A 20,855-nucleotide genomic window follows, 5' to 3' on the forward strand; every position below is an offset into this window, starting at 1 on the left:
GCTCCGTGTCGAGATCGCTTAGCCAATTCGCGCCGAGCCTGTGGCCACATTGCTGGACAGTGTCCTCGCCGACGCTCGCGTCTTCCGGCTAACCCACCAAGTGCCAACAACGACGATTGCAAGCGCTCCAGTGGCTTGAAGAAGCGAGCCGCGAAGCAAGATCAAGGAGTAACAAGGAATCACGGCGCCAACCACGCCCCAGTAACCCGACCCAGCGATAAGATCTCGCGCGACTAACCGATCCAGTGTTGCTGAGATCCAGCCAACCAAAACAAACCCCAGCACTAGAAACACCGGGCCTCCGTTTACCAAGAATTCTGCCCAAAGAGGAGAGGACAGGTTGGTGAACCCGTACCCGCGATAGTTCGCGATGACCACGCCAGTATCTAGCGGCTTGGCGCTCCAGAGACCTCTCGGGACCCAGAAGAAGACAGAGCCGAGCATCTGATTACCCCAGGTGATACCAAGGTCACTCACCATTGCCGCTGCGTTTGCAATCTGAGCGAAGGCGTCGTAGTCACCGTTGCCTGCGTACTCGGTGAAGAAGCCCGATCGTGATGAGTTGAATCCTTCGCGACGGAACGCATCTGCAACTGGGAAAAGGAAGAGAAACCCAGCGACCGTCGCCGCTAGCGTGAAGCGGGTTCGAGCGTAGCTCGCAGTCATTCCGCACAGAATCAGCAGGCTGAATATTACAGTTCCGGCAACGTATCGAGCGTTGCCGATTGGGTTCGCAATCGCAAACGCACATGTGGCGCATGTAACGATGAGAACAATGTCGTAGGGCATGAACCTGCCAGACTCGCGGCCGTTTCGAACTAGCGCATGTGCCGCGACCAAGTTGAGGTAAACGGCTACCGCGAAGACGATGGACGAAACGGCGAGATCTGGCCACGCTGCGCTCCGAACGGTGGCAAGACTTGTCCGGTCCAAGAAAATATTCGACGGACCAACAGTCGCGATGAAGTATGCGCCAAACGCCAGCGCGACAACGGCGACCAGGCGGGCCCGCCTAGCGTCAATGTACCGTTCGTGTGGGCCGGAAAATGAAGGCTCTTGCCGCGCAGGTAAAACCGGAGTCCTGCGTCGGCGCGATGCGATGAAAGCTCCCGCCTCCCACGAAATCACGCCACCGAGCGCGATCCACAACGCGACCAGGTCGAGGCTGCTATCGACACCAGGGGTGGTCGACGGCATGTTGTTCGACCGCAACTGTACAGCCGGCGCCAGCCCCAAGAAGACATAGACGAAGAGCCACCAGAAAAACGAGAATAGCCGCGGCTCTCCTCGCGCGACCAATTTCGAGAGCCGAAGACCGGACCAAATAATCAGAACCACGCAACCCGCGAAGGCCGCTGATCGGCCAGAGTCCGGAACGGTCCCAAAAAGAAGCAGAGGTACGATCCCGCATAGAATAACGATCGAGATCACTCGAATTACCAATGTCGGGAGCCCACTCGTCGAGTGCGACGGAGATCGCGTGGAATTCGCAGTGACCGTGCGGGCGTTTCCTTGGTTCGGGGTCTCCGGCATATTACTTCGCCTCGCTTGGACCGCGGTAGCCGTGTATGTCGATACCAATAGCGAATGCGACCCACCCGACACCGCGAAGCAGCGGCCAGATATCAGTAGGTCTAGGCAACCTTAGAGTCAGTAGCCGAAGGAGGGTCTTGACCATGCCGCCGCCGATTCGAACCACGCCTAAGGCCGCGCACATCGGCATGGACATGCCATCACGAACTCGAAGTCGAGCGCTCACCTGCCCATTGCGAACTGCCCGCCGTCTAACCCAGGCCCAGGTGATTCTGGAAGAAGGTATGTGATCAAAAACGATCGCATCGCTGCTCCAAACTAGAGTTCCGCCCCTACCAGCGACTCGCGAAGTGAAGTCAGTGTCTTCACCTCCGCTAGAGGAAAATCGCTCATCGAAACGGAACCGTTCAATCCCCCGATACCACTGAGAACAGATCAGAATATTGTTCGTGGCCGCTTCTCCGATCGATGTGCCGGTTGCTAACTGCGGCGAGCGAAAGAAGCGTGCCAACCATGGGCTCGGTGTTCGTTCGAGCACGGGGACCGCTGGCCCGGCCACAATGTCCGCTCCGAACAAGCGCTGTGTCGCGAGAAGCTCCGTAAGCCAACGAGGTGAAGCGGTCTCGTCGTCGTCGAGGAACGCGACCGCGTCCGTCCCTAATTCTTCTGCCGTATTCAGCGCTGCGTTTCGCGCTGCAGCAATGCCAGGGGACTGCTCACTCACATAGATAGATTTCAGAGGATGCTCTTCCACACGGTCCATTGCAGAGCGGTCCGTAGAGTTGTCGACCACCAGAAAATCGACGCGGGGGCCTGTCGGCAGATCTAAGCGGACCAACGAATCTAAGCAAAGCTGGAGTTGCCTCGGCCGTTGGTAGGTGACTACACAAACCAAAATGTGAGCGTCGGGCGCCAACTGCGCGACGCCATGAGCTCCAGCCTTAGTTTGCCTGTTCATCGGCGTTGCCCCCGTTTCGTTCGATGCGTAGTCGCCGATAGACAGATATCAAACCAACAATACCTGCAGTCCAGAACGAAACTGTAGAAGCTATCGCAGCACCGACGCCGCCCAATAGCGGCACCGCAACAGCCAAACTTGCCACCGTCATTACTGCACCGGTGGCACCAACGCGAATAAGAGCTCGACGCATTCCCAGTGAGATCAACAGCCCGTGTGTGGAGTCGAGAATCATTTGGCCCAACGATGCGACGGCCATCACCCGGAGGACGTTACTAGCGCCGATAAACTCATCCCCCAGCATCAGTCTGCAGATCGGATCAGCAAGCACCAGCGCGATGCCAGCCCCAAGTGCACCGACAATGACTAACGCAAGCAGTTCCTTGAAAACCTGAACTTTGGAGTTTGGCCCCATCGCCGCTGCTTGAATTCGATTCTTGAATGCAGCGGAAATGGCGAGTCCAGCTTGACTCAGGGCGAGAACGGCAGCGAAAACGCCCACCTGTGTCGGGTTGCCCTGAACTTGAAGCACCAACACCGCCGCGTTCAGGGTGATTGCAGTGAACACCCCAAAAACGATTATCTGGGAGCCGCCCCGTAGGGCATCTACCACGTCAGAGCGCGAAACCTGCGGTGGCCCTGAATGCAGATGCATCCGAGATGTCCAGACGAGGTATCCAACGGTCGCGGTGACGCCGACAAGCAACGAACCCTGGGTGATCCAAAGCGCGCTTTCCGTCGAAAGCCATCCCAAAATTGCGACGAGCGGGATGAGAGCAAGCCGTAGCGCCGCTGCAATGAGGTTTCCCACTGCGGGCGGAGTAGTCGCGCCCCGAACAATCGCGACCGAACGCCAAAGATTGCTCTGCACCAAGAAGGGAATAAATATTGCCGCCGTTACTGCAACCATGGCCGGCACGCCAAGAATAAGCAGCGCTGCTAAAGCGCCGACCGCGGTTAGGAGCCCGCCAAACTGGGTAACTCTGGAGGCAATCCGATAATCAGACAGCCCTTGACGCGCTTGGCCAATGTAGAACTCGGCTTGGCCGAAGTTGCCGAGGGTCAGGGCGATGGCAGAAATAGAAAGTGCTACACCCAGCACTCCCCGATCATCTGGGCCTAGAGCGCGAGCCAGGAACGGGGTGGTGGCAAGAGCAACCGCTGGAGATGCCCCGTAGAAGGCTAGCTCAAGGAGCCGCCGACCCCCACGAAACCTCATACCGCCATGCCGGTGCGCCGATCGAGGATCGTCCAACCGTCGACATAAAGGTGACGATGGTTCTCACCGTCGGACGTCCACGGTGCAGGGATGATCACGTTCTCAGCTTTTCCAGCAAATCCGGCCCACCAGGAGAACGTGCTGTTGGACATAACCAAGCCGCGAGCCCGAATTAGTATCTGCAGATCGCTGAAATGGTCTCCACCGTCGACGACCTCAGCGTCTACCCAACTTGGCAAGGATGGAACAAGAACGTCTTTGCTCCATTGAAGGTCGTCACTAACGATAAGGATCCTTTTCTCGTCAAGTTGTTCGATGGCCTTCAGATAATATTCGGGTTCGCAGATGCCGAATTTCTCCAAGTTCTGGACATGGGTGACGTAGTCGCCCCGTCTCACGTGGACGGCACCGTACGGTCCGATATCTTCGCTCGGCGAGTATTTAGCGTGGCCAGCGAGCGCCTCGCGCAGCTTTGCCGCGAGAACTTCACGCATACCTCGAAGTGAGTCGGCCTCCTGGAAAAAGCCAGCCAACCGGACGTTATTGCCATTCTTGAGCCTTAATTCCGCCATCGCCATAGAATCACAGCTCGACAAAAATCTTGCCGGCCGTATCGCAGCGCTCAGATGCGTTGCGAGTCCGATTGGGAGGAACCTAAAGGCCGCCCTCCAGAACCTCTCCGATAGCACACTTGGACGTAACGTCGCGTCGTCGATTAGCCCGATCGGACTCAGCTGGTCTCCTCTTTCGTTCGGCCGCTCTACCGTTCGCACGTCGAAATTGACGTCCGCGCCGCTGAGCGCCTGCAAGCGTTCTGACGCAGCCCACTGAAAAAGCTGGTTGGCAAATCCACCTCGTAGGTCTATTGTCACCTGGGGTTTCGGATCTTCCTGCATTGCGTCCTTCCTACTATCGACATACACGAAGAAAATTTGAGTCTGATTCTTGTGGCCAGCTCGATTCAAGCGTTATGAAACTAAGCATTCTCGAGGTCATAGAAGACTTCTTACGGACTCTTCCTCAATAAACATGACGTGACAGTCAAACGCGATGCGGCGAATGTTCGAAGGATCAGCCCGCGAGGACTCCACTCTCCGCAGCCATAATTCTTCGCTCGCCTACTTGGCCTCGGCCAATTCTTCGGTCTCGTAGCCGTAGCCATAGGCGTAGCCGTAGCGACCGAACCCATAAGCATCGGGCCCACGAGTGGGGAGCATGGTCAGGACGAGCCCGGCAACGGGTGCTCCGACGTTTTCCAGCGCGCTAACTGCGCCCTTCAACTGATTCTTATGGGTTCGCCCCGCAGCAACAACAACGATCGCTCCACCCACGCTTCGAGCGAGAATCGCGGCATCAGTTACCGGCAGCAGAGGCGGCGCGTCGAATATGACGGCATCGAACTCGCGGCCGAACAGGTCAATCAATTTGGACATCGCCTTCGAGCCAAGCAATTCACTCGGGTTCGGAGGAATCTTTCCCGCGGGGAGAACGAAGAGCTTCGAACGACCCCATGGCTGAACGACATCAAGTAACTCGGCCCGGGAAATCAAGACATCCGTCAGCCCGACGGCACCTTCCACTCCCATGTATTCGGCGACCTTCGGGCGCCGGAGGTCGGCATCAACCAACAAGACGCGGGCTCCGGAATCCGCAAGCGAAATCGCGAGATTTGCTGCGGTTGTGCTCTTGCCCTCGCTCTCAATCGACGACGTGATGACGAACATACGCCCATGCTTTCCCGCTTCCAGGAAGGACAAATTCGTTCGCAAAGTTCGGAAAGACTCCGCGCGCGGACTACGCGGATCCGCATGAACTATTAGTGGTCGCTGCTTCGCTTTGGGATCAAAAGCGATGCCTCCGATGATTGGGGCAATTGTGATCCCTTCAACGTCATGCTCGTTCCTGATGCGATTGTCGAGAGTCTCACGAAGGACTGCCAGGATGACGCCGAAGGCCAACCCGAGAACAGCGCCGAGTGCCAGATTGATCAGCACGTTCGGGCTGACGGGGTTCGTTGGAACCTCCGCCTGCTGTACGGGAGTGAGCTTCACAGGCGAGATTGCATCCGGGGCGTTTGCTGTTTCGATCCGTTCTACGGCGGAGGACAAGCTGTCGGATATGGCGTTCGCGATGTCGGCCGCAGCAACTGGATCGGGGTCAGTGACTGTGATTTGGATGATCGTGGTGTCGAGCGCCGCCGATACCGCAACATCTTGCGCCAATGCGCTCGCCGTCCGATTGAGGTCGAGAGCGGCGAGAACGGGCAAAATTACAATAGGCGTGGTAGCGAGGTCAGAGTATGTCTTGACTCGTTGCACAGTAAAGCTGTTCCCCTGCGCAAGATCCTGGACGGACTGCCCGGAGGACGTGGAAACAAACACCTTTGCCGAAGCGCTGTACTTCGGGGTCTGAAGGAGCGAGTACGTTGCAGCGGCAGCGGTCCCAACCAAAGTAAGGAGGACGATGAGGATCCAACTCTTTCGGAGGATACGGACGTAGTCGCGAAAATCCAATTGTGCGGCCTTCCAGTAAGAAAATATCAGAAGCCCGTGTCACGCGCCCTACAGGTTATGTTGCCATATCACCAACGGACCATGGTATTTGGCACATCGTTGCCCGACCATGAAGAAACAATGTGTCGCGCGAATCCGGTGCAGCTGCGAGGCTCTCAACTCATCGTGCGGTGGCCTCCCGTCGGTCCGATCCAGCTATGCTCGACACCATGAGCAAGTCCGGGGGGCGATCGGAGAAACATTCGCGGAGTTGGCTCTCGGAGAACTGGCAGTACCTTGCGCTTGCCTTTGTTGCCGCCTTAACGATTTTCCTTGTTGTGCTGGCCTTCAACCGGCCGACACCAGTACCTCCGCCCACCCCGTCTGATCCGCCAGCCCCATCGCCCACACCGACGGCGACGCCTACAGTTTCGCCTTCCGCGACACCCGCATCACCCGTCGTTGTTTTCTTGGGTGATTCGTACACTTCGGACCGGCGTGCGTCCCAGAGCGGGTCGCGCTGGACGACACTGTTAGCAGCGTCGGCAAACTTCACTGAGGTCAATCTGGGTGCGGCAGGCACCGGTTACGGGACCAGCGGCGACAATAGTGAGCCGCCATACACTGGCAGGGTGGCGGAGGTCATCGCTGCTAAGCCTGCAATCGTATTGGTGTCGGGTGGCAGATATGATTTTTCCGGCAGCGCTTCTCCTGAGGAGGTCTCGGCGGCGATCCAAGCGACCTTCAGTTCGCTTCGCGCGGGACTGCCGACTTCCAAGATATTTGCCTTTGGCCCGATATGGGACGCTTCCCAGGTGCCATCCCGCCTCAGCGAGATCGCGAGTGAGGTCCGTGTGGCGGTAGAGGCTGTCGACGGGACCTTTTTAGACATCGGACAGCCACTAAGTGGTCGACCGGACCTTCTTGCTGAGGACGGCGTACTACCGAACACGGCTGGTCACATTGCGCTCCAGTCGGCTATCGAGGTAGCTCTTTCCCCCTACCTTGTTGACGTCGACGAGTAACCACGCTTACCGCACTGTCACTCACGGCCTAGGAGTCTGGACTAATGACGTGAACCTCGCAACAAGCAACGCGCAACGGCGCTGGGGAATCGTAGATGCTTCGATGGGTCTATGCACGGCGATCGCTTTGGTCGCATGGGCGACTTTTGGGCCACTCGTGAGCCTGCCATTGCCCGGACCAAGCCGGGCGGCAGTCAGCTACCTGGCAGCGTGGATTCCTCTACTAGGCGCCGTTCTCATTGCGTCGTACCTCCGCGGCCAACGCTCGCTCCGCCTCGACTTCGGACTGCGGTTCACGTGGCTCGACATTCTGTTCGGGCTCACGCTCGGGTTCTTCCTCCGCTCGATCACCACGCTGATTGAGATCGTCTTCTACGGCAGTCCGGCCACTGGGGGCGTCACCTTCGGCCCGACCGTGTACGACTTGTGGTGGGTGCTGCTTGCGGTCATTGCCCCTGTACTAATCTCGCCGTTCATCGAGGAACTGTTCTTCCGAGGACTCCTTCAGCGGTCCGTTCTGAAGGCATCCGCGCAATCGTTGCCGGCGACGTCCCGTGTGCCCGCCGTCATCGCGGTCACGGTCAGTTCTGTCGTTTTCGCCGCGGTTCACATGCTTCAAACCAACGGCGGGGCACAGATGGCCGTCGTCGGCCTGTCCACGTTGATAGTGGGAATCGCGCTCGGAACTCTGGCCGTCGTCACCGGCCGACTCGGCGGTGCAATCATCGCGCACGTCGTCTTCAACGGCCTTGGGGTGCTCGGCACACTGCTCTGATACGCGCGGCCGAAGTCGTATTGCGGAGGCGTTAACGTTGCGTGACATGAGCCGTCTCAACTTGCATGTGGCAGCCCTCGGGCCGCACACTGGCAAGACGGCCAGCCCTGGGGGGAGACGAATATGGTGACACTCGCGACTCGATGCAAGAAGCACGGACTCGTCATGGTGACGCACGAGTGGCAAGACGGGGTGGAGCGCGCACACGTGTGGTGCCCCGTCTGTGAGCCGGTTCGACAGCAAGGACTCGAACGGGCCTGATCTCGATATGCCGGCCGCTGCGCTCGGGCGGCACTCGATCAACGTCCCCTTCGCTAGGGTGAGCGAGTGGATCCCAACGCAGCGAACTCATGGGGATGGCTCGCCCTCGCCCTCGTCAACGCCGGCCTCGCCGAACAGAAGAACAGGTCACGCCTGACCTGGTTCCTGCTCTCCCTATTACTAGGACCGATCGCGACCCTGCTGATCGTCGTCTGGGCAGCGCCCGAAACGGCCCCTTCGCCTGCGCCGCCCATCCAGCTGTCGACCGCGATGCTTGCGCTCGGTGTGCTGCTGACCGCCGGCGCCGGGGTTCTCGGAGTGCTTGCCGGTACGTCGGAGCTTTGGTGGTTGTGGGTGGCAGCCGCTGTGCTCGCAGCCGGCGCCATGGCCTGTTTTGTCGCGTTCATCGTTCGGCGGCCCGCGGATGCTTCGGCGACGCGATTGGGTGCGGAGAAGACCGGGGTGCCAGGGGGCTGATCTCGACAAGCTCGATCACCGGGTGGCGAGCAGGGATATCGACACGCTCAATCAACGGAGGGGCGGGCGGGAAGGTCGGGGATCTCGACAGGCTCGATCACCGACCGCTCGCGAACCAGTCCAGCACGCGCAGCGCACGCAGGGTGATCCAGCGGCTCGGCTCCCCCACCCGCTCCATCTCGAAGTGCGCCTTGCCCGGGTGCGGATTCTCCAGGAGCCAGCGCCCGTCGTCGCCCCGCTTGTTCTCCACGAGATCGATGGCCTCGTCGCAGCGTGGGTCAGGTGCGACTCCGGCCAGTCTCAGATAGTCGAGGCCTCTGAGAGCGTCGTAGTACCACCGGGTGGGGAACGAGAACAGCGCCCACTCTGGATCCCCCAGCTCGCCCGTCGACAGGCGGCGGAGCATCCGTCGTTCGAGGAGGTAGTCCTCCGCTCGGTTTCGCGCTGCGGTCACCTCAGCTGACGCACCTCTGACGTGTTCATGCTCGAGCAGCCCTTCGAGCACACAGATCGTCGTGTGGAACGAAGAGCGCGTGGAGCCGAGCTCGGCGTCGCAATTCCAGCCGCCGTCATCGAGTTGCTCGTCGAGGAGCCGGTCGACCACACTCTGGACGTCTTCGCCGAAGTAGTTACCGAGCGCCGCCACCAGTCCGTTAATACAGGGCTCGACCTCGCCCGCGAAGTAGTCCTGGTTGTCGTGCTCCCACTTCACGTTGTCACGCACCCGGGCGATGGCCGTGCGCGCTTCATTGCTCGCCGGGTCGAGACCCAGCTCACGGAGCAGGACGAGGGTGTGGTGGGTGCCCGTCCAGGGCTGGCCGGGAGCATCGGGGTCGCGCGGTTCGGCGGGGTCGTAGACGCCACCGTCCCACAGGCCGTCCGCCCCCTGCAGTGCGAGAAGACGCGCACCCCAGCCTTCGGTGGCGACCCGCGACCGTTCGGCCGCAACGATCTCGGCCGGCTCGTCGAGGAGATCTCGCATCACCTGCCAGCGAATCGCGGGGTCGGAATCGAGCAGCCAGTCAGTGACAGTCATGCGGGGAAGTTTAGGGGGCGCGGCATGCGGGGGTGAAGGGTGCTGCACTGATCTCGATCTCGACAAGCTCGATCAACGGGACGCCTCGATCTCGACAAGCTCGATCAGCGGGGCACTCGATCAACAGGGTGGAGCGCCTCGATCAGCGGTGGGGGCATGGCGTGAGATCATTGACCAACCGCAAGGGCATCGGTCGGGAGCCACACATTCTTAACGCAGAAGCATCATCCGGGTCTGGCGACGAGCCGGCAACCGACTCACCCACGCCGGCGCCACCGGAAACCTCGCCGAGCACCACCCTGTCAAACGGGCTCCTCGCCCTCGCTCTCGAAGCCGTGTCGGAGGGGTCGCTGATCACCGACGCCGAGCAGCGCATCATCTACGCGAACGGCGCGATCACCACCATCACCGGATACTCCGCAGACGAACTGCTCGGCAAGAACTGCACGCTGCTGCAGGGCGAAGACACCGATGAGGCCACCATCCAGAGCATGCGCGACTGCTTCGCCTCCGGTGAGACATTCCGCGGCGAGGTCCTCAACTATCGCAAGGACGGAACCCCGTTCTGGAACTCCCTGACGATCACCCCGCTGAAAGATGCGTCCGGCACGACGACCCACTACGTCAGCGTGCAGCGCGACATCAGTTCGCTGATCGAACTGCAAGACCAGCTCAAGCACCAGGCCACCCACGACTCGGTCACCGGACTCCCCAATCGCGCCGCGATGACTGAACATCTGGTCGCGGCGCTGGCCCGTTCCGCGCGCGGCGGAACCGCCCTCGCCGTCGGAATGATCGACCTCGACGATTTCAAGGGCATCAACGACACATACGGACATCCGGCAGGAGACATCGTCCTCCGCGAGTTCGCCCGTCGCGTCGGCGGATGCATCCGTGACGGCGACATGCTCGCCCGCGTCGGGGGCGACGAGTTCATCGTCGTGCTCGAAGGGCTCGACCGCGCGAAACCGCTCGACAACCTGCGCGCCGTGCTGGCCCGCATCGACGACGCCACGTCGCCCGCGATCGACTTGGGCGACGGCGACACTGTCGCAAGCACTGCGAGCATGGGAGTGGCGCTCTTCCCCGGCCACGGCACCCGGCCGGCTGAGCTGCTGCGCGTCGCCGATGAAGCGCTGTACTCGATCAAATCCCGCAAGGGCGACCGCTCCGACTGGTGGGAAGTGGCTGAGCTCGAGGGTGATCGGGACTAAGCCTGCCGAGGGGGAGATTTCGACAGGCTCAATCACCGGGGGCGGCTCAATCACCGGGGCGGCTCAAATCACCGGGGCGGCTCAGTCACCGGAGTGCGGCTCAATCACCGGAGCGCGGCGGCGCGACGACGGCGCACGAGGAGCGCTCCGCTGCCGACGAGGATCGCGCCCGCAGCGATGGCGAGGGTGAGTGCGCTGCCATCGCTACCTGACTCCGCGAGCAACCCATCGGCATCCGTCGTGTCTCCTGTCTCGACCGGCGCGGCGGCGATCGTCACCGATTGCTGCAGGTTGTTGAGACCGGATGCTGCATCCCACGTACCGACGTTCGCTGTCTGAATCGCGAAGCGGGGGTCGTCAGTGGTCCCCTCGTCTGCCGAGGGCAGCGCGAGGTAGGTGTCGTACTGCCCGGCCGGGACCCCGGCGAGCGACGCCGTCAGAGTCGTGGTCGTCCCGGGCAGCCAGGCCCGGGCATCGGCACCGCTGGTGAAGGGGAGCTCGAACCGACCGGCAGCACCCTCGAGAACGAGCACAGCGGTTCGCGGGTTGTACGGCGCGGCCCAGCCGTCGTTGCGCACACCGACCGAGATCTCGGTCGAGCCGGCCGACACAGTGCTCTCGGTCAGGGTGAAGCGGTAGCCGAGACTGCGGGCAGTCTCGGCGATGCCCTCGTCGCCCCAGCTGTTGAGAACGTCCTGGTTGTAGTCACGGTTGAGGTAGCTGTAGTTGTAGCGGGCCATCTCGGCTGATGCGCTGGGCCATTCCGATCGCGGCGGGTTGACGTTGCACGTCTCACCGCCGATGGGAACGTACAGGCTGTCTGCTTCGAGATACTCCTGGTCGAGCTCGATCGGGTCGGAGAGGAACGTGCCCCAGTCGTCAGGTGCGGCGAGGAAGCAGTCGTTGTGGTGACCGACACGCGCGATCGTCGTGTCTCCGCGAGCCTCGTCTGCGGTAACGGCGCTGCCGGCCCCGCTCGGCACGCCGAGCAACTCCTGTTTCGAGAGCATCGTGCGCACCTGCACCGAGCGGTTCTCGGGCAGTGCGTCGAGCAGCGCCTCGGTCACCGCGGAACGGTTCGCCCAGTCCTCCTCGGTGACGACACCCGGGTTTGCCGGGTCAGCGACGAAGTGGTCGGTGTAGTAGCCCTCACCCCAGAGTCCGATGAGGCCGTTCTGGACGACGGGGATCACATCGGCATTCGCCTGGAGGATCGGTGCGAGCTGCTCGATGTGCGCGAGCACCACGTCGACAGGCGCGTCACCGTACGGCGGCTCATAGGGCCAGGCTCCACCCTGCACATAGGCGAAGCGCGTGATCACCGAGATGCCGGCATCCCGCGCGGTGTCGTAGTCGGCCTGCACGAGGTCGAGGAACCCATCGTCGAGCACCGGAGTGCTGGCGAACTTCTCCAGGTAGAACACGCGGAGGATCTGCGTGATCCCTTCGGTGCGGAACTGCTCGATGGCGGCTCCATCGAGCGGGGTGTAGCCGGAACCGTCTGCCCGGTAGTGGGTTTCGGTGTGGTGATAGAAACCACGCTCAGGGTTCGCGATCACCTCGGTGCTCGCTTCATAGGTGACGGTGACGTCACCCGGCGCGGCCATCGCCATGGACGGAGCGCCCAACGCGGCCAACCCCACCAGCGCGATCCCTACCGGTATGAACTTCGTGCGACTCTTTCTGGCGTGCATTTCCGATCCCCTCTGTTCAGATGATGCTGGTTTGCGCTTACTTCAGGCCACTCGACGCCAGGCCATCGATGACGCGACGCTGCAGCACGATGAACATGATCAACACGGGCGCCATCGCGAGCAGGCTCGCGGCCATCACCACCGGATAGTCGGTGGTGCGGTCACCGATCAGCGTCGCGAGGCCCGCGGACAGCGGCATCCGATCGCTGAATGTCGTGACCACGAGTGGCCAGAGCAGCTCGTTCCACGACCACAGCACGGTCGTGATCGCGAGCACGCTGATCGTCGGGCCGGCGAGCGGCAGCATCACCTTCCAGAAGACCTGGAACGGGTTCGCACCGTCTAGGCGCGCGGCCTCTTCGAGCTCGACCGGCATCGCGAGGAACGCAGTGCGCATGAGGAAGGTGCCGAACGCACTGAACAGACCGGGAAGCACGAGGCCGGAGAGCGAGTTGAGCAGCCCGAGGTTCTGCACGATCTGGTACTGCGACAGCAGGTACACCTGCGACGGCACCATGAGGATCGAGAGCACCAGCGCGAGCAGGAGTCCTCTCCCCCTGAACCGCATCCGGGCGAACGCGTACCCAGCCAGCGTGCAGAACAGGATCTGGGCGACCGTGCGGATCACCGTGATGAGCACGGATGTCGTCAGCTGGTCGAGGAACGGCAACCGCGTGAACACCGCTGCGTAGTTGTCCCACTGCAGTTCTGCGGGCCAGAACACCGGTGTGACGCTCTGTACCTCCTGGTTCGTCGACAGCGACATGATGATCTGCCAGACGAACGGGAACGCCATGATGACGGCGCCGGTTCCGAGAACGATGTGCGCGACCACGTGGGAGCCCCCGCGACGGCGCGGACGCCGACGAGCGGTCGGAGCTGATTCCCGCGCGACAGGAGGCACGCGGACGGATGTCACTGCGTCAGTCAACCTGGACCCACCGTTTCTGGAGACGGAACTGGATGGCGGTCACGATTCCGATGATGACGAAGATCACCATGGCGATCGCCGCGGCGTAGCCCTTGTCGTTGTTCACGAAGCCCTCGCGGTAGAAGAAGTAGACCAGCGACATGCTCTTCGGAAGCACCGGGTTGGAGCTGCCGAGGATCGCATAGAGAAGGTCGAAGACCTGGAAGCTGGAGATGATCGTCACGATGGTGATGAAGAAGATGCTCGGTGTGAGCAGCGGCACCGTGATCGACCGGAACTGTCGCCAGCGGCTCGCACCGTCGAGTTCGGATGCCTCGTACATCTCCGGCGGGATGTTCTTCAGTCCGGCGGCGAGCACGATCATGGCGAAACCGAGCGACGACCACAGTCCGACGATGGCGACGGCGACCGTCGCTGCGCCGGGGGTGCTGATCCAGTACGGCCCGTCGATGCCGAGAAAGCCCAGGCCGTAGTTGAGCAGCCCGAAGTCGCCGTTGAAGATGATGCGCCAGACCATGGCGATCGCCGTCGGCATCGCGACGTACGGGAGGAAGAAGAGGACTCGGTAGAGCGAGGCGAAGCGGAGGCCCGGGAGGTTGAGCAAGCTGGCGAGGAAGACGGCGATCGGGATGCCGAGCATCACGATCCCCGTGTACAGCAGCGTGTTGCCGAAAGAGAGGTAGAGCGCCGGGTCTGCAAAGAGGTTGACGTAGTTCTCGAAGCCGGCGAAGTCCCAGCCGCCGAACGCCCCCCAGTCGGTCAGCGAGTAGAACGCCGTCTGCAGGATCGGCCAGAAGTAGAACACCGCGATCCCGCCGACGAGCGGAGCGAGGAACAGCCAGGGCCAGATGCCGTCGCCCGCGGTGCGGCGGCGACGCGCAGCGGGGGCGCCCCTCCCGGCCCGCGCCGCCCGACCAGTGCTGGTCGGAGCGGGCGAGCCGGGAGTGTGCGTGGTGGTTGTCACTGGTTACTCCTCGGCGAGAGCCGCGTCCATCTTCTCGGCGAGTTCGGTGGCGACCTCCTCCACGGGGCGCTCTCCTGAGAACGCCTGCGGCAGCAGCTCGGTCTCGAGGGCGTTCCATGCGGCGGAGTTGTTGCTCACCGGGAGCGGCTGGGAGTAGGCGACAGCGTCCAGGAAGACCTGCAGGTTGGCATCCGGCATCGATTCGGTGAAGGCATCCTGCGTGTCGGTGTACGCCGGGATCATCGCTCCGGCGTCGCCCTGCTGCTGCTGTGCTTCTTCGCTGGCGAGGAAGACCTGGAACGCCTGCGCGGCCTGCTTGTTCTCGGACGTCGCTGAGACGACGTTCGAGACACCGTGGATAACGGTGGCCTGCTCTTCACCTGCGGGGAGGGGAAGAACAGTGATGTCGGCCGCGAGGTCGGTGTCGGTCAGTGCCGAACGGAACCAGCTGCCGCCCCAGTACATGGCGAGCTTGCCCGAGGTGAACCACTGGTCGGCGGTCGTGTCTGTGAGCTGCTGGATGCTCGGTGATCCTCCGCTGGCGATGAGGTCGGTCCAGAACTGGATTCCGGCCTGCGACTCTTCGGAAGCGTAACCGGACGTACCATCGTCGATCACGGATCCGCCGGCCTGCAGGATGGTGTTGTAGTAGGTCGTCTGACCGTCCATGCCGCCTGCACCGCCGTAGATGCCCTGGCCCTCGAGCGCGGTCGAGATCTCGGCTGCGGTCTGCTGGAAGTCTTCCCAGGTCCAGTCCTCGGTCGGGAGTTCGACGCCGGCCTGCTCGAACAGCGCCTTGTTCGTCCAGACGCCGATCGTGTCGAAGTCCTTCGGGACCCCGTACTGCACGTCGTCGACGTTGTAGAGGTCGACGAGCGACTCGGGGTAGTTCGCGGGGTCGATGTCGTCGGCCTCGACGGCTCCTGAGATGGGCTCGAGCTGGCCGTTGGAGGCATAGAGGCCGATGTTCGGCCCGTTCATCCAGAACACGTCAGGCAGGGTGTCGCTCGATGCCTGCGTCTGCAGCTTGGTCCAGTACTCGGCGTACGGGGTGACGTTGACGTTCACCTCGATGTTCGGGTACTCCTCGTTGAACGCCTTGACGTTCTCCTCGATGGCTGCAACCTGGTTCTGGTCCCAGAGGCCATAGGTGATGGATGCCTTCAGGTCCTTGTCAGGAGCCGAATATTCGGATGAGTCGCTCGGGCCGGCACTGGAGCTGCAGCCGCTCACGACGAGGACGAGGCCGACTGCTGCGGCCACGCCGGCGCTGACACGCCTGGTGGGGAAGATGGACGAGGTCATGCTGAGGTCCTTTCGAGGGTGACGCAACGAATGTGATGACGGGGTCAGGCGAGGGTGGAGGTTCTGGTGGTGAAGTGTTCGGTGACGGCGGAGGGAAGTTCTGGGACGGTCAGCGGCACGGAGCCGGAGCGCAGGGACGCGGCGGCCAGTGAGCCGGCAGCGACGGCTTCACGTGCGGCGATCGGCGAGACGATCGTCGGGGTGCCGTCGAGCACGTGGTTGAGGAATTCGGTCATGGTGAGCCGATCGGCATCCTCATGCCCACTGGCGACACCGTCGATGGGGTACTCGGCGTCGCCGGCTTCCTGCCATTCGTGGCGGCGGTTCCAGACCTTCACGACTCCGCCGGCGGTGTCGCCGAAGTTCTCGAGGCGACCTTCGGTGCCGATCACCGTGTAGTTGCGCCAGTAGTCCGGGGTGAAGTGGCACTGCTGGTAGCTCGCCTGCACGCCGTTGTCGAGAGTCATCAGCATCATCGACACGTCTTCGACGTCGACGACCGGGTTGAGTCCGGTCTGCTCGGCCGGGGGCCAGTTGTCGTAGGAGAACCAGTCCATCATGGTCTGGCCGGGGCGCTCGTGGCGGTCGGTGATGCCGCCGTAGACCATGAGGTCACCCATGCCGACGACGCGGCGGGTGTAGCCGGAGGCGAGGTAGTGCACGATGTCGATGTCGTGGCTGGCCTTCTGCAGGAGGAGCGTGCCGGTCTTCGAGCGGTCGGCGTGCCAGTCCTTGAAGTAGAAGTCGCCGCCGTTGCCGACGAAGTGGCGCACCCAGACCGCCTTGACCTCGCCGATCTCGCCGCGCTCGATGATGTCGCGCATCACTCGGACGACTGCGGCGTGCCGGAAGTTGTGGCCGACGTAGAGCGGAGTGCCGGTTTCGGCTGCCGTGATCAGGACCCGGTCGGCGCCCTCGAGCGAGATGGCCAGGGGCTTCTCGAGGTACACGGCGATGCCGGCTTCGAGGAGCGCGACGGCGATGTCCTCATGGGTGTGGTCGGGGGTGGTGACGATTGCGGCGTCGATCCCGCCTGCGGCGATCAGTTCGGTGAGTGTCGAGTAGACCGTCGCTCCGGGGAAGAGGGTGCGCGCACGGTCTCGGCCATGCTCGCTGTTGTCGACGACGGCGGTGACGCTGGCGCCGGGGCGTGCCGCGGCGACATGGTGTGCGATCTCGCTGCGCTGGCCTGCGCCGATCACTGCGACCGTCAGCCGGGTCTCATCCGCTTGCGTGAATTCCGAGTTCATCCGTACGCTCCCACTTCGTTGTGTCTTCTGACATCTTGCACCATCCTGCGCGACTTTGTCACGTTCGAGGTCAAACTGATCACAAAACGACACTACAACGCAGTCCGGATGCCGCAAGGGGTCACCCGTGTTTGTTTACGGAGCCGTAACACGAGCGGAATCCGTCGGTCGCGCCCGGCTTCGGGAGGAGCGCGGGATGGCCCGCCGCACTGACTCGGGGCGTCGGCGGTCTACTCACGCGTTCCGGACGCGCTCACCAGGTGCGCCGGGTGAGTGCGTCCGGAACGGGTGAGCAGGTGACGCTATCGGGCCTCGACGGGCTGCGCGACGACGAGTTCGACCCCTGCCGTCGTGAGCTCGGCCGCGAAGTCCGCGGGCACGTCGACGTCGGTGACGAGGATGTCGATCTGGTTCAGCGGGCAGATCCGCGCGAAGGTGCTCCGCCCGATCTTGGTGGAGTCGGCTGCGACGATCACGCGACCGGCGACCGCGGCGATCTCGCGGCTGGCATCCGCTTCGCCCTCGTGGATGGTGGTCGCACCGAACGGTCCGCTCAGGCCGTCGACGCCGAGGACGGCGGTGTCCAGGCTGAAGCCGCGCATGGCTGCGCCGACGAGTGGGCCGACGAGTTCGTACGATTTCCGCCGCGGAACCCCGCCGGTCACGACGATTTTGACGTGTTCGCGGACCGACATCTCGTAGGCGATGTTCAGGGCGTTGGTCACGATCGTCACGCCGAAGACGTCTCCGCCGACCCGGAGTCGTTCGCTGCGTCCGAGCATCCGTGCGACTTCGCTCGTGGTCGTTCCGCCGTTCATGCCCACAGACTCGCCGGGCATGATGAGCTCGGCGACGGCCCGCGCGATGGCGACCTTTGCGTCTGCCTGCCTGGCGATCTTGTACTGCAACGGCAGTTCGTACGCGGAGCCGAGGGCGGATGCCCCGCCGTGCGTTCGCGTGACGAGCCCCTGCTCGGCGAGCAGGTTGAGGTCGCGACGCACCGTGGCGGTCGAGACCCCCAATGCATCGCTGACGTCTGCGATCGAGACGTTGCCCTGCTCCCCCACGATCTCGAGCACGAGATTGAGACGACCCTGCTGCATCATCGACGGCCGCCTTCCCCTGGTTCCGAAAATCTGCTGTCACAACCTGACCGGTCGTGATTGATTATGCTCAACAACGACGATATCGATCATTTCCATTGAGAGTTGAGCAAGTTTGTCATACATCCGGGAACGACGGTGAGTACGCCACGGATGCTCGGACTCGCCGCGATGCCTCGCGTGCCCGCCGATGAGCGCGTCACCGATGCGATCATCGCGGCTCTGCGGACCGACCAGGAAGCCGGGAGCCGAGAACTCGAATCGCTCGTCGCCGCGGTCTCGGACGCCCTCCCAGATGCCGGAGCACAACGCGTCGAGTCTCTCGAGGCGGCGCTGATCAGCTGTGGCGAGGAGTCCGCGCGGCGGCAGGTCAGGCTCGGGATCTCTCCGGAGGTCACGGCCGCGACACTGGCCGATGTCGGCAGCAAGATCGACTCATACGGAGCCGATGTCGACATCCCCTGGCTGATCGGTCTCCTGCGCGGTGATGTCATCACCCTCGGACGACTGCAGTTCGAACGCCGGGCAACCGCTGACGGACGGGCGATGCACATCCCCGAGGACGGGCCCCTCGACCCCGAGCGCGTGGATCGGTCGATCGCCGAGTGCCGTGCTCTGTTCGGGAGCGGGACGATCACGTGCACGTCCTGGCTGCTCGACGCCAACCTTGGCGCGCTTCCGAGCGGGAGCAACATCGTCGCATTCGCCGCCCGCTTCGACGTGGCGCCTGCGGCATCCGGCACCGGGCATTCCGGCTCGGGGGATGCCGCGGTCGCGAAGTTCGTCTTCCGTCGCCCGCTGGCTGAGGTGCTGGACCCGGCGGTCGTGGTCCCCGTGACCTCGCTCGAGCGGCTGGTTGCAGGGCACCTTCGCTCGGGGTTGCACTGGACCGAACCGCGAGGGGTGCTCCGGGCGTAGCCGGCCGGCGATGCGGCATCCGACGGTTGCCGTGATCGCGCGTCGAAGGGGGCCGAACGACCCCGAGAGACCAATCGGTTGTTTTCACATCCTTTGGGGACCGATCGACGCGGCTGGGACACTGGAGCATGGCTCATTCTGAAGAGGTGTCGGCTCGTCGCTCCACGGTCGAGGAATGGACAGGAGCGCTGGCGGAATCCACCGGGTCGCCGGGTGGGGGCGCCGCCGCCGGGGTGATGCTCGCGATCGCGTACAGCCTGACCTCGATGGTTGCGGGGTACACCACGGTCGACGGCGACCTCGGCGACGAGCTCGACGGCCTCCGGAGACGCGCCGCGGATGGACGCGAAACCGCTCTCCGCCTCGCCGACGAGGATGCTGCGGCATCCGAATCGTTCGGAAGCGCGTTTCGACTGCAGCGTGGGCCGGGCAGGGCCGAGGCCATCCGCGAGGCGTCGGTCGAGGCCGCACGCGCGTCGGCCGCCGTCGGAAAGCAGGGCACAGATGCCGTCGCCGACCTGGAATGGCTGGCACGGCACGGCAACCCCGCGCTCGTCGCCGATGTCGCCGTCGCGTGCGGTGCGCTCCGTGCCGCTGTCGCCGGCGCCCGCACCAACGTGAGCTTCGATCTTTCCTCGCTCACCGCGGGCGGTGAGGCGCTGGCCGACGTTCGCGAGGAGCATCCGGTGCTGTGGCAGACGGTCCGGGATCTGGATGCCGTTCTCGCCCGTATCGATCGGCTGGCCGCGGAGATCGAGGGACGGGCAGGTCCCACCGTCGATGGGTGACCCTTTCCATGCGTCGCTATGGAATACGGTTGCCACTGTTACGTTGGACCTAGTGACGGTTCACAATTCGGCCGGCCGAACATACAACTGCAGGACACGATCCCGCGCAGGAGGAAACACCATGGGTAACTTCGAAGGCAAGACGGCACTGGTCACGGGCGGCGGCTCGGGACTCGGTGAGGCAATCAGCAAGGACCTCGCCGGCAACGGTGTGAAGGTGGTGGTTGTCGACATCAATCTGGATGCCGCGACGCGCGTCGTCGACGAGATCACCGCTGCCGGTGGCACCGCTTCCGCGTTCCAGGCGAACACCATGGTGGCCGACGACAGCAAGAAGGCCGTCGAGTTCACCGTCGGGACCTACGGCGCTCTCAACTACGCCGTGAACAACGCCGGCATCGGTGGCGCCAACGCCCCGACCGGGGAGATCGACCTCGAGGACTGGGACCGCGTCATCGGCATCAACCTCAACGGTGTGCTCTACGGCATGCGGTATCAGATTCCGGAGATCCTGAAGGCAGGCGCAGCGGACGGAGCCATCGTCAACATGGCATCCATCCACGGAACCGTCGCCGCGCTCGGAAACTCCGCATACACCGCCACCAAGCACGCGGTCGTCGGCCTCACGAAGAACGCGGCCGCCGAGTACGGCGCGCAGGGGCTGCGCATCAACGCTGTCGGCCCCGGCTACATCGACACCCCGCTGCTGAAGGCCGCACCTGCGGAGGTCCTCGACAGCCTGCAGTCCAAGCATCCGCTCGGCCGACTCGGCCGGCCGGAAGAGGTCGCCAACGTCACGACCTTCCTGCTGTCAGACAAGGCGAGCTTCATGACCGGCTCGTACGTGCTGGTCGACGGCGGCTACACCGCCATCTAAACCCGCGAGTTGCTGAGTTTGCGGGGGTGCGGGCC

19 protein-coding genes are annotated in these 20,855 nt (G+C 63.0%); 7 read left to right on the top strand and 12 right to left on the bottom strand.

The features are described from left to right. Positions 1–18: 18 nt before the first annotated feature. From AC1M0F_RS09100 to AC1M0F_RS09120, 5 genes are all read right to left on the bottom strand, one after another. Positions 19–1,197, bottom strand: coding sequence for a hypothetical protein (locus AC1M0F_RS09100; RefSeq protein WP_480237908.1), 1,179 nt, complete (start codon positions 1,195–1,197; stop codon positions 19–21). Between the two features lie 337 nt (positions 1,198–1,534). Continuing rightward, positions 1,535–2,491: a glycosyltransferase family 2 protein gene (locus AC1M0F_RS09105; RefSeq protein ID WP_480237909.1), complete on the bottom strand. Its 957-nt coding sequence runs from the start codon at positions 2,489–2,491 to the stop codon at positions 1,535–1,537. Further along, entirely contained in the window at positions 2,475–3,593 is a 1,119-nt protein-coding gene (locus tag AC1M0F_RS09110) for an MATE family efflux transporter (protein WP_480237910.1), read from the bottom strand. The genes AC1M0F_RS09105 and AC1M0F_RS09110 overlap by 17 nt, the downstream gene beginning before the upstream one ends. A 113-nt stretch (positions 3,594–3,706) precedes the next feature. After that, positions 3,707–4,606 carry an alpha-1,2-fucosyltransferase gene (locus AC1M0F_RS09115; RefSeq protein ID WP_480237911.1) on the bottom strand — a complete coding sequence of 300 codons (900 nt, stop codon included), beginning with the start codon at positions 4,604–4,606 and terminating at the stop codon, positions 3,707–3,709. 222 nt (positions 4,607–4,828) lie between these two features. Beyond that, entirely contained in the window at positions 4,829–6,223 is a 1,395-nt protein-coding gene (locus AC1M0F_RS09120) for a tyrosine-protein kinase domain-containing protein (RefSeq protein WP_480237912.1), read from the bottom strand. A gap of 209 nt (positions 6,224–6,432) precedes the next feature. On the opposite strand from AC1M0F_RS09120, the gene AC1M0F_RS09125 reads away from it, so the two are divergent. The 3 genes from AC1M0F_RS09125 (at position 6,433) to AC1M0F_RS09135 (ending at position 8,740) form a co-directional block, all read left to right on the top strand. After that, entirely contained in the window at positions 6,433–7,227 is a 795-nt protein-coding gene (locus AC1M0F_RS09125; protein WP_480238442.1) for an SGNH/GDSL hydrolase family protein, read from the top strand. 157 nt (positions 7,228–7,384) lie between these two features. Next, on the top strand, positions 7,385–8,002 hold the full coding sequence (locus AC1M0F_RS09130; RefSeq protein ID WP_480237913.1) for a CPBP family intramembrane glutamic endopeptidase: 618 nt from the start codon (positions 7,385–7,387) through the stop codon (positions 8,000–8,002). 327 nt (positions 8,003–8,329) lie between these two features. Continuing rightward, entirely contained in the window at positions 8,330–8,740 is a 411-nt protein-coding gene (locus AC1M0F_RS09135) for a hypothetical protein (RefSeq protein WP_480237914.1), read from the top strand. Between the two features lie 97 nt (positions 8,741–8,837). Here AC1M0F_RS09135 and AC1M0F_RS09140 read toward each other — a convergent pair whose 3' ends face one another. Further along, positions 8,838–9,776, bottom strand: coding sequence for a hypothetical protein (locus tag AC1M0F_RS09140; protein WP_480237915.1), 939 nt, complete (start codon positions 9,774–9,776; stop codon positions 8,838–8,840). A 161-nt stretch (positions 9,777–9,937) separates the two neighbouring features. Between AC1M0F_RS09140 and AC1M0F_RS09145 the strand changes: the two genes are divergently transcribed. After that, complete coding sequence (locus tag AC1M0F_RS09145) at positions 9,938–10,990, top strand: diguanylate cyclase (RefSeq protein ID WP_480237916.1); 1,053 nt, start codon at positions 9,938–9,940, stop codon at positions 10,988–10,990. A gap of 104 nt (positions 10,991–11,094) precedes the next feature. Here AC1M0F_RS09145 and AC1M0F_RS09150 read toward each other — a convergent pair whose 3' ends face one another. The 6 genes from AC1M0F_RS09150 to AC1M0F_RS09175 form a co-directional block, all read right to left on the bottom strand. Beyond that, on the bottom strand, positions 11,095–12,684 hold the full coding sequence (locus tag AC1M0F_RS09150) for a DUF4832 domain-containing protein (RefSeq protein ID WP_480237917.1): 1,590 nt from the start codon (positions 12,682–12,684) through the stop codon (positions 11,095–11,097). A gap of 37 nt (positions 12,685–12,721) precedes the next feature. Continuing rightward, positions 12,722–13,519: a carbohydrate ABC transporter permease gene (locus AC1M0F_RS09155; protein ID WP_480237918.1), complete on the bottom strand. Its 798-nt coding sequence runs from the start codon at positions 13,517–13,519 to the stop codon at positions 12,722–12,724. 88 nt (positions 13,520–13,607) lie between these two features. Then, positions 13,608–14,579: a carbohydrate ABC transporter permease gene (locus tag AC1M0F_RS09160; RefSeq protein WP_480237919.1), complete on the bottom strand. Its 972-nt coding sequence runs from the start codon at positions 14,577–14,579 to the stop codon at positions 13,608–13,610. A gap of 3 nt (positions 14,580–14,582) precedes the next feature. After that, positions 14,583–15,884 carry an ABC transporter substrate-binding protein gene (locus tag AC1M0F_RS09165; RefSeq protein ID WP_480237920.1) on the bottom strand — a complete coding sequence of 434 codons (1,302 nt, stop codon included), beginning with the start codon at positions 15,882–15,884 and terminating at the stop codon, positions 14,583–14,585. A 44-nt stretch (positions 15,885–15,928) separates the two neighbouring features. After that, positions 15,929–17,134 (bottom strand): Gfo/Idh/MocA family protein, encoded by a 1,206-nt coding sequence (locus AC1M0F_RS09170; RefSeq protein ID WP_480237921.1) that lies wholly within the window; start codon positions 17,132–17,134, stop codon positions 15,929–15,931. Between the two features lie 302 nt (positions 17,135–17,436). After that, positions 17,437–18,240, bottom strand: a complete 804-nt coding sequence (locus AC1M0F_RS09175) for a DeoR/GlpR family DNA-binding transcription regulator (RefSeq protein ID WP_480237922.1) — start codon at positions 18,238–18,240, stop codon at positions 17,437–17,439. 135 nt (positions 18,241–18,375) lie between these two features. On the opposite strand from AC1M0F_RS09175, the gene AC1M0F_RS09180 reads away from it, so the two are divergent. The 3 genes from AC1M0F_RS09180 (at position 18,376) to AC1M0F_RS09190 (ending at position 20,820) form a co-directional block, all read left to right on the top strand. Further along, positions 18,376–19,155, top strand: a complete 780-nt coding sequence (locus AC1M0F_RS09180) for a hypothetical protein (RefSeq protein WP_480237923.1) — start codon at positions 18,376–18,378, stop codon at positions 19,153–19,155. A 128-nt stretch (positions 19,156–19,283) separates the two neighbouring features. After that, complete coding sequence (locus tag AC1M0F_RS09185) at positions 19,284–19,943, top strand: cyclodeaminase/cyclohydrolase family protein (protein ID WP_480237924.1); 660 nt, start codon at positions 19,284–19,286, stop codon at positions 19,941–19,943. A 121-nt stretch (positions 19,944–20,064) separates the two neighbouring features. Next, positions 20,065–20,820 (top strand): SDR family NAD(P)-dependent oxidoreductase, encoded by a 756-nt coding sequence (locus tag AC1M0F_RS09190; RefSeq protein ID WP_480237925.1) that lies wholly within the window; start codon positions 20,065–20,067, stop codon positions 20,818–20,820. Positions 20,821–20,855: the final 35 nt, after the last annotated feature.

Source organism: Mycetocola sp. Y719 (assembly GCF_056713205.1).

Excerpts from the sequence above, each read along its gene's own strand:
- AC1M0F_RS09100 (WP_480237908.1), bottom strand. The coding sequence starts at position 1,197 with ATGCCGTCGACCACCCCTGGTGTCGATAGCAGCCTCGACCTGGTCGCG.
- AC1M0F_RS09105 (WP_480237909.1), bottom strand. The coding sequence starts at position 2,491 with ATGAACAGGCAAACTAAGGCTGGAGCTCATGGCGTCGCGCAGTTGGCG.
- AC1M0F_RS09115 (WP_480237911.1), bottom strand. The coding sequence starts at position 4,606 with ATGCAGGAAGATCCGAAACCCCAGGTGACAATAGACCTACGAGGTGGA.
- AC1M0F_RS09125 (WP_480238442.1), top strand. The coding sequence starts at position 6,433 with ATGAGCAAGTCCGGGGGGCGATCGGAGAAACATTCGCGGAGTTGGCTC.
- AC1M0F_RS09140 (WP_480237915.1), bottom strand. The coding sequence starts at position 9,776 with ATGACTGTCACTGACTGGCTGCTCGATTCCGACCCCGCGATTCGCTGG.
- AC1M0F_RS09150 (WP_480237917.1), bottom strand. The coding sequence starts at position 12,684 with ATGCACGCCAGAAAGAGTCGCACGAAGTTCATACCGGTAGGGATCGCG.
- AC1M0F_RS09165 (WP_480237920.1), bottom strand. The coding sequence starts at position 15,884 with ATGACCTCGTCCATCTTCCCCACCAGGCGTGTCAGCGCCGGCGTGGCC.
- AC1M0F_RS09170 (WP_480237921.1), bottom strand. The coding sequence starts at position 17,134 with ATGAACTCGGAATTCACGCAAGCGGATGAGACCCGGCTGACGGTCGCA.
- AC1M0F_RS09175 (WP_480237922.1), bottom strand. The coding sequence starts at position 18,240 with ATGATGCAGCAGGGTCGTCTCAATCTCGTGCTCGAGATCGTGGGGGAG.
- AC1M0F_RS09185 (WP_480237924.1), top strand. The coding sequence starts at position 19,284 with ATGGCTCATTCTGAAGAGGTGTCGGCTCGTCGCTCCACGGTCGAGGAA.
- AC1M0F_RS09190 (WP_480237925.1), top strand. The coding sequence starts at position 20,065 with ATGGGTAACTTCGAAGGCAAGACGGCACTGGTCACGGGCGGCGGCTCG.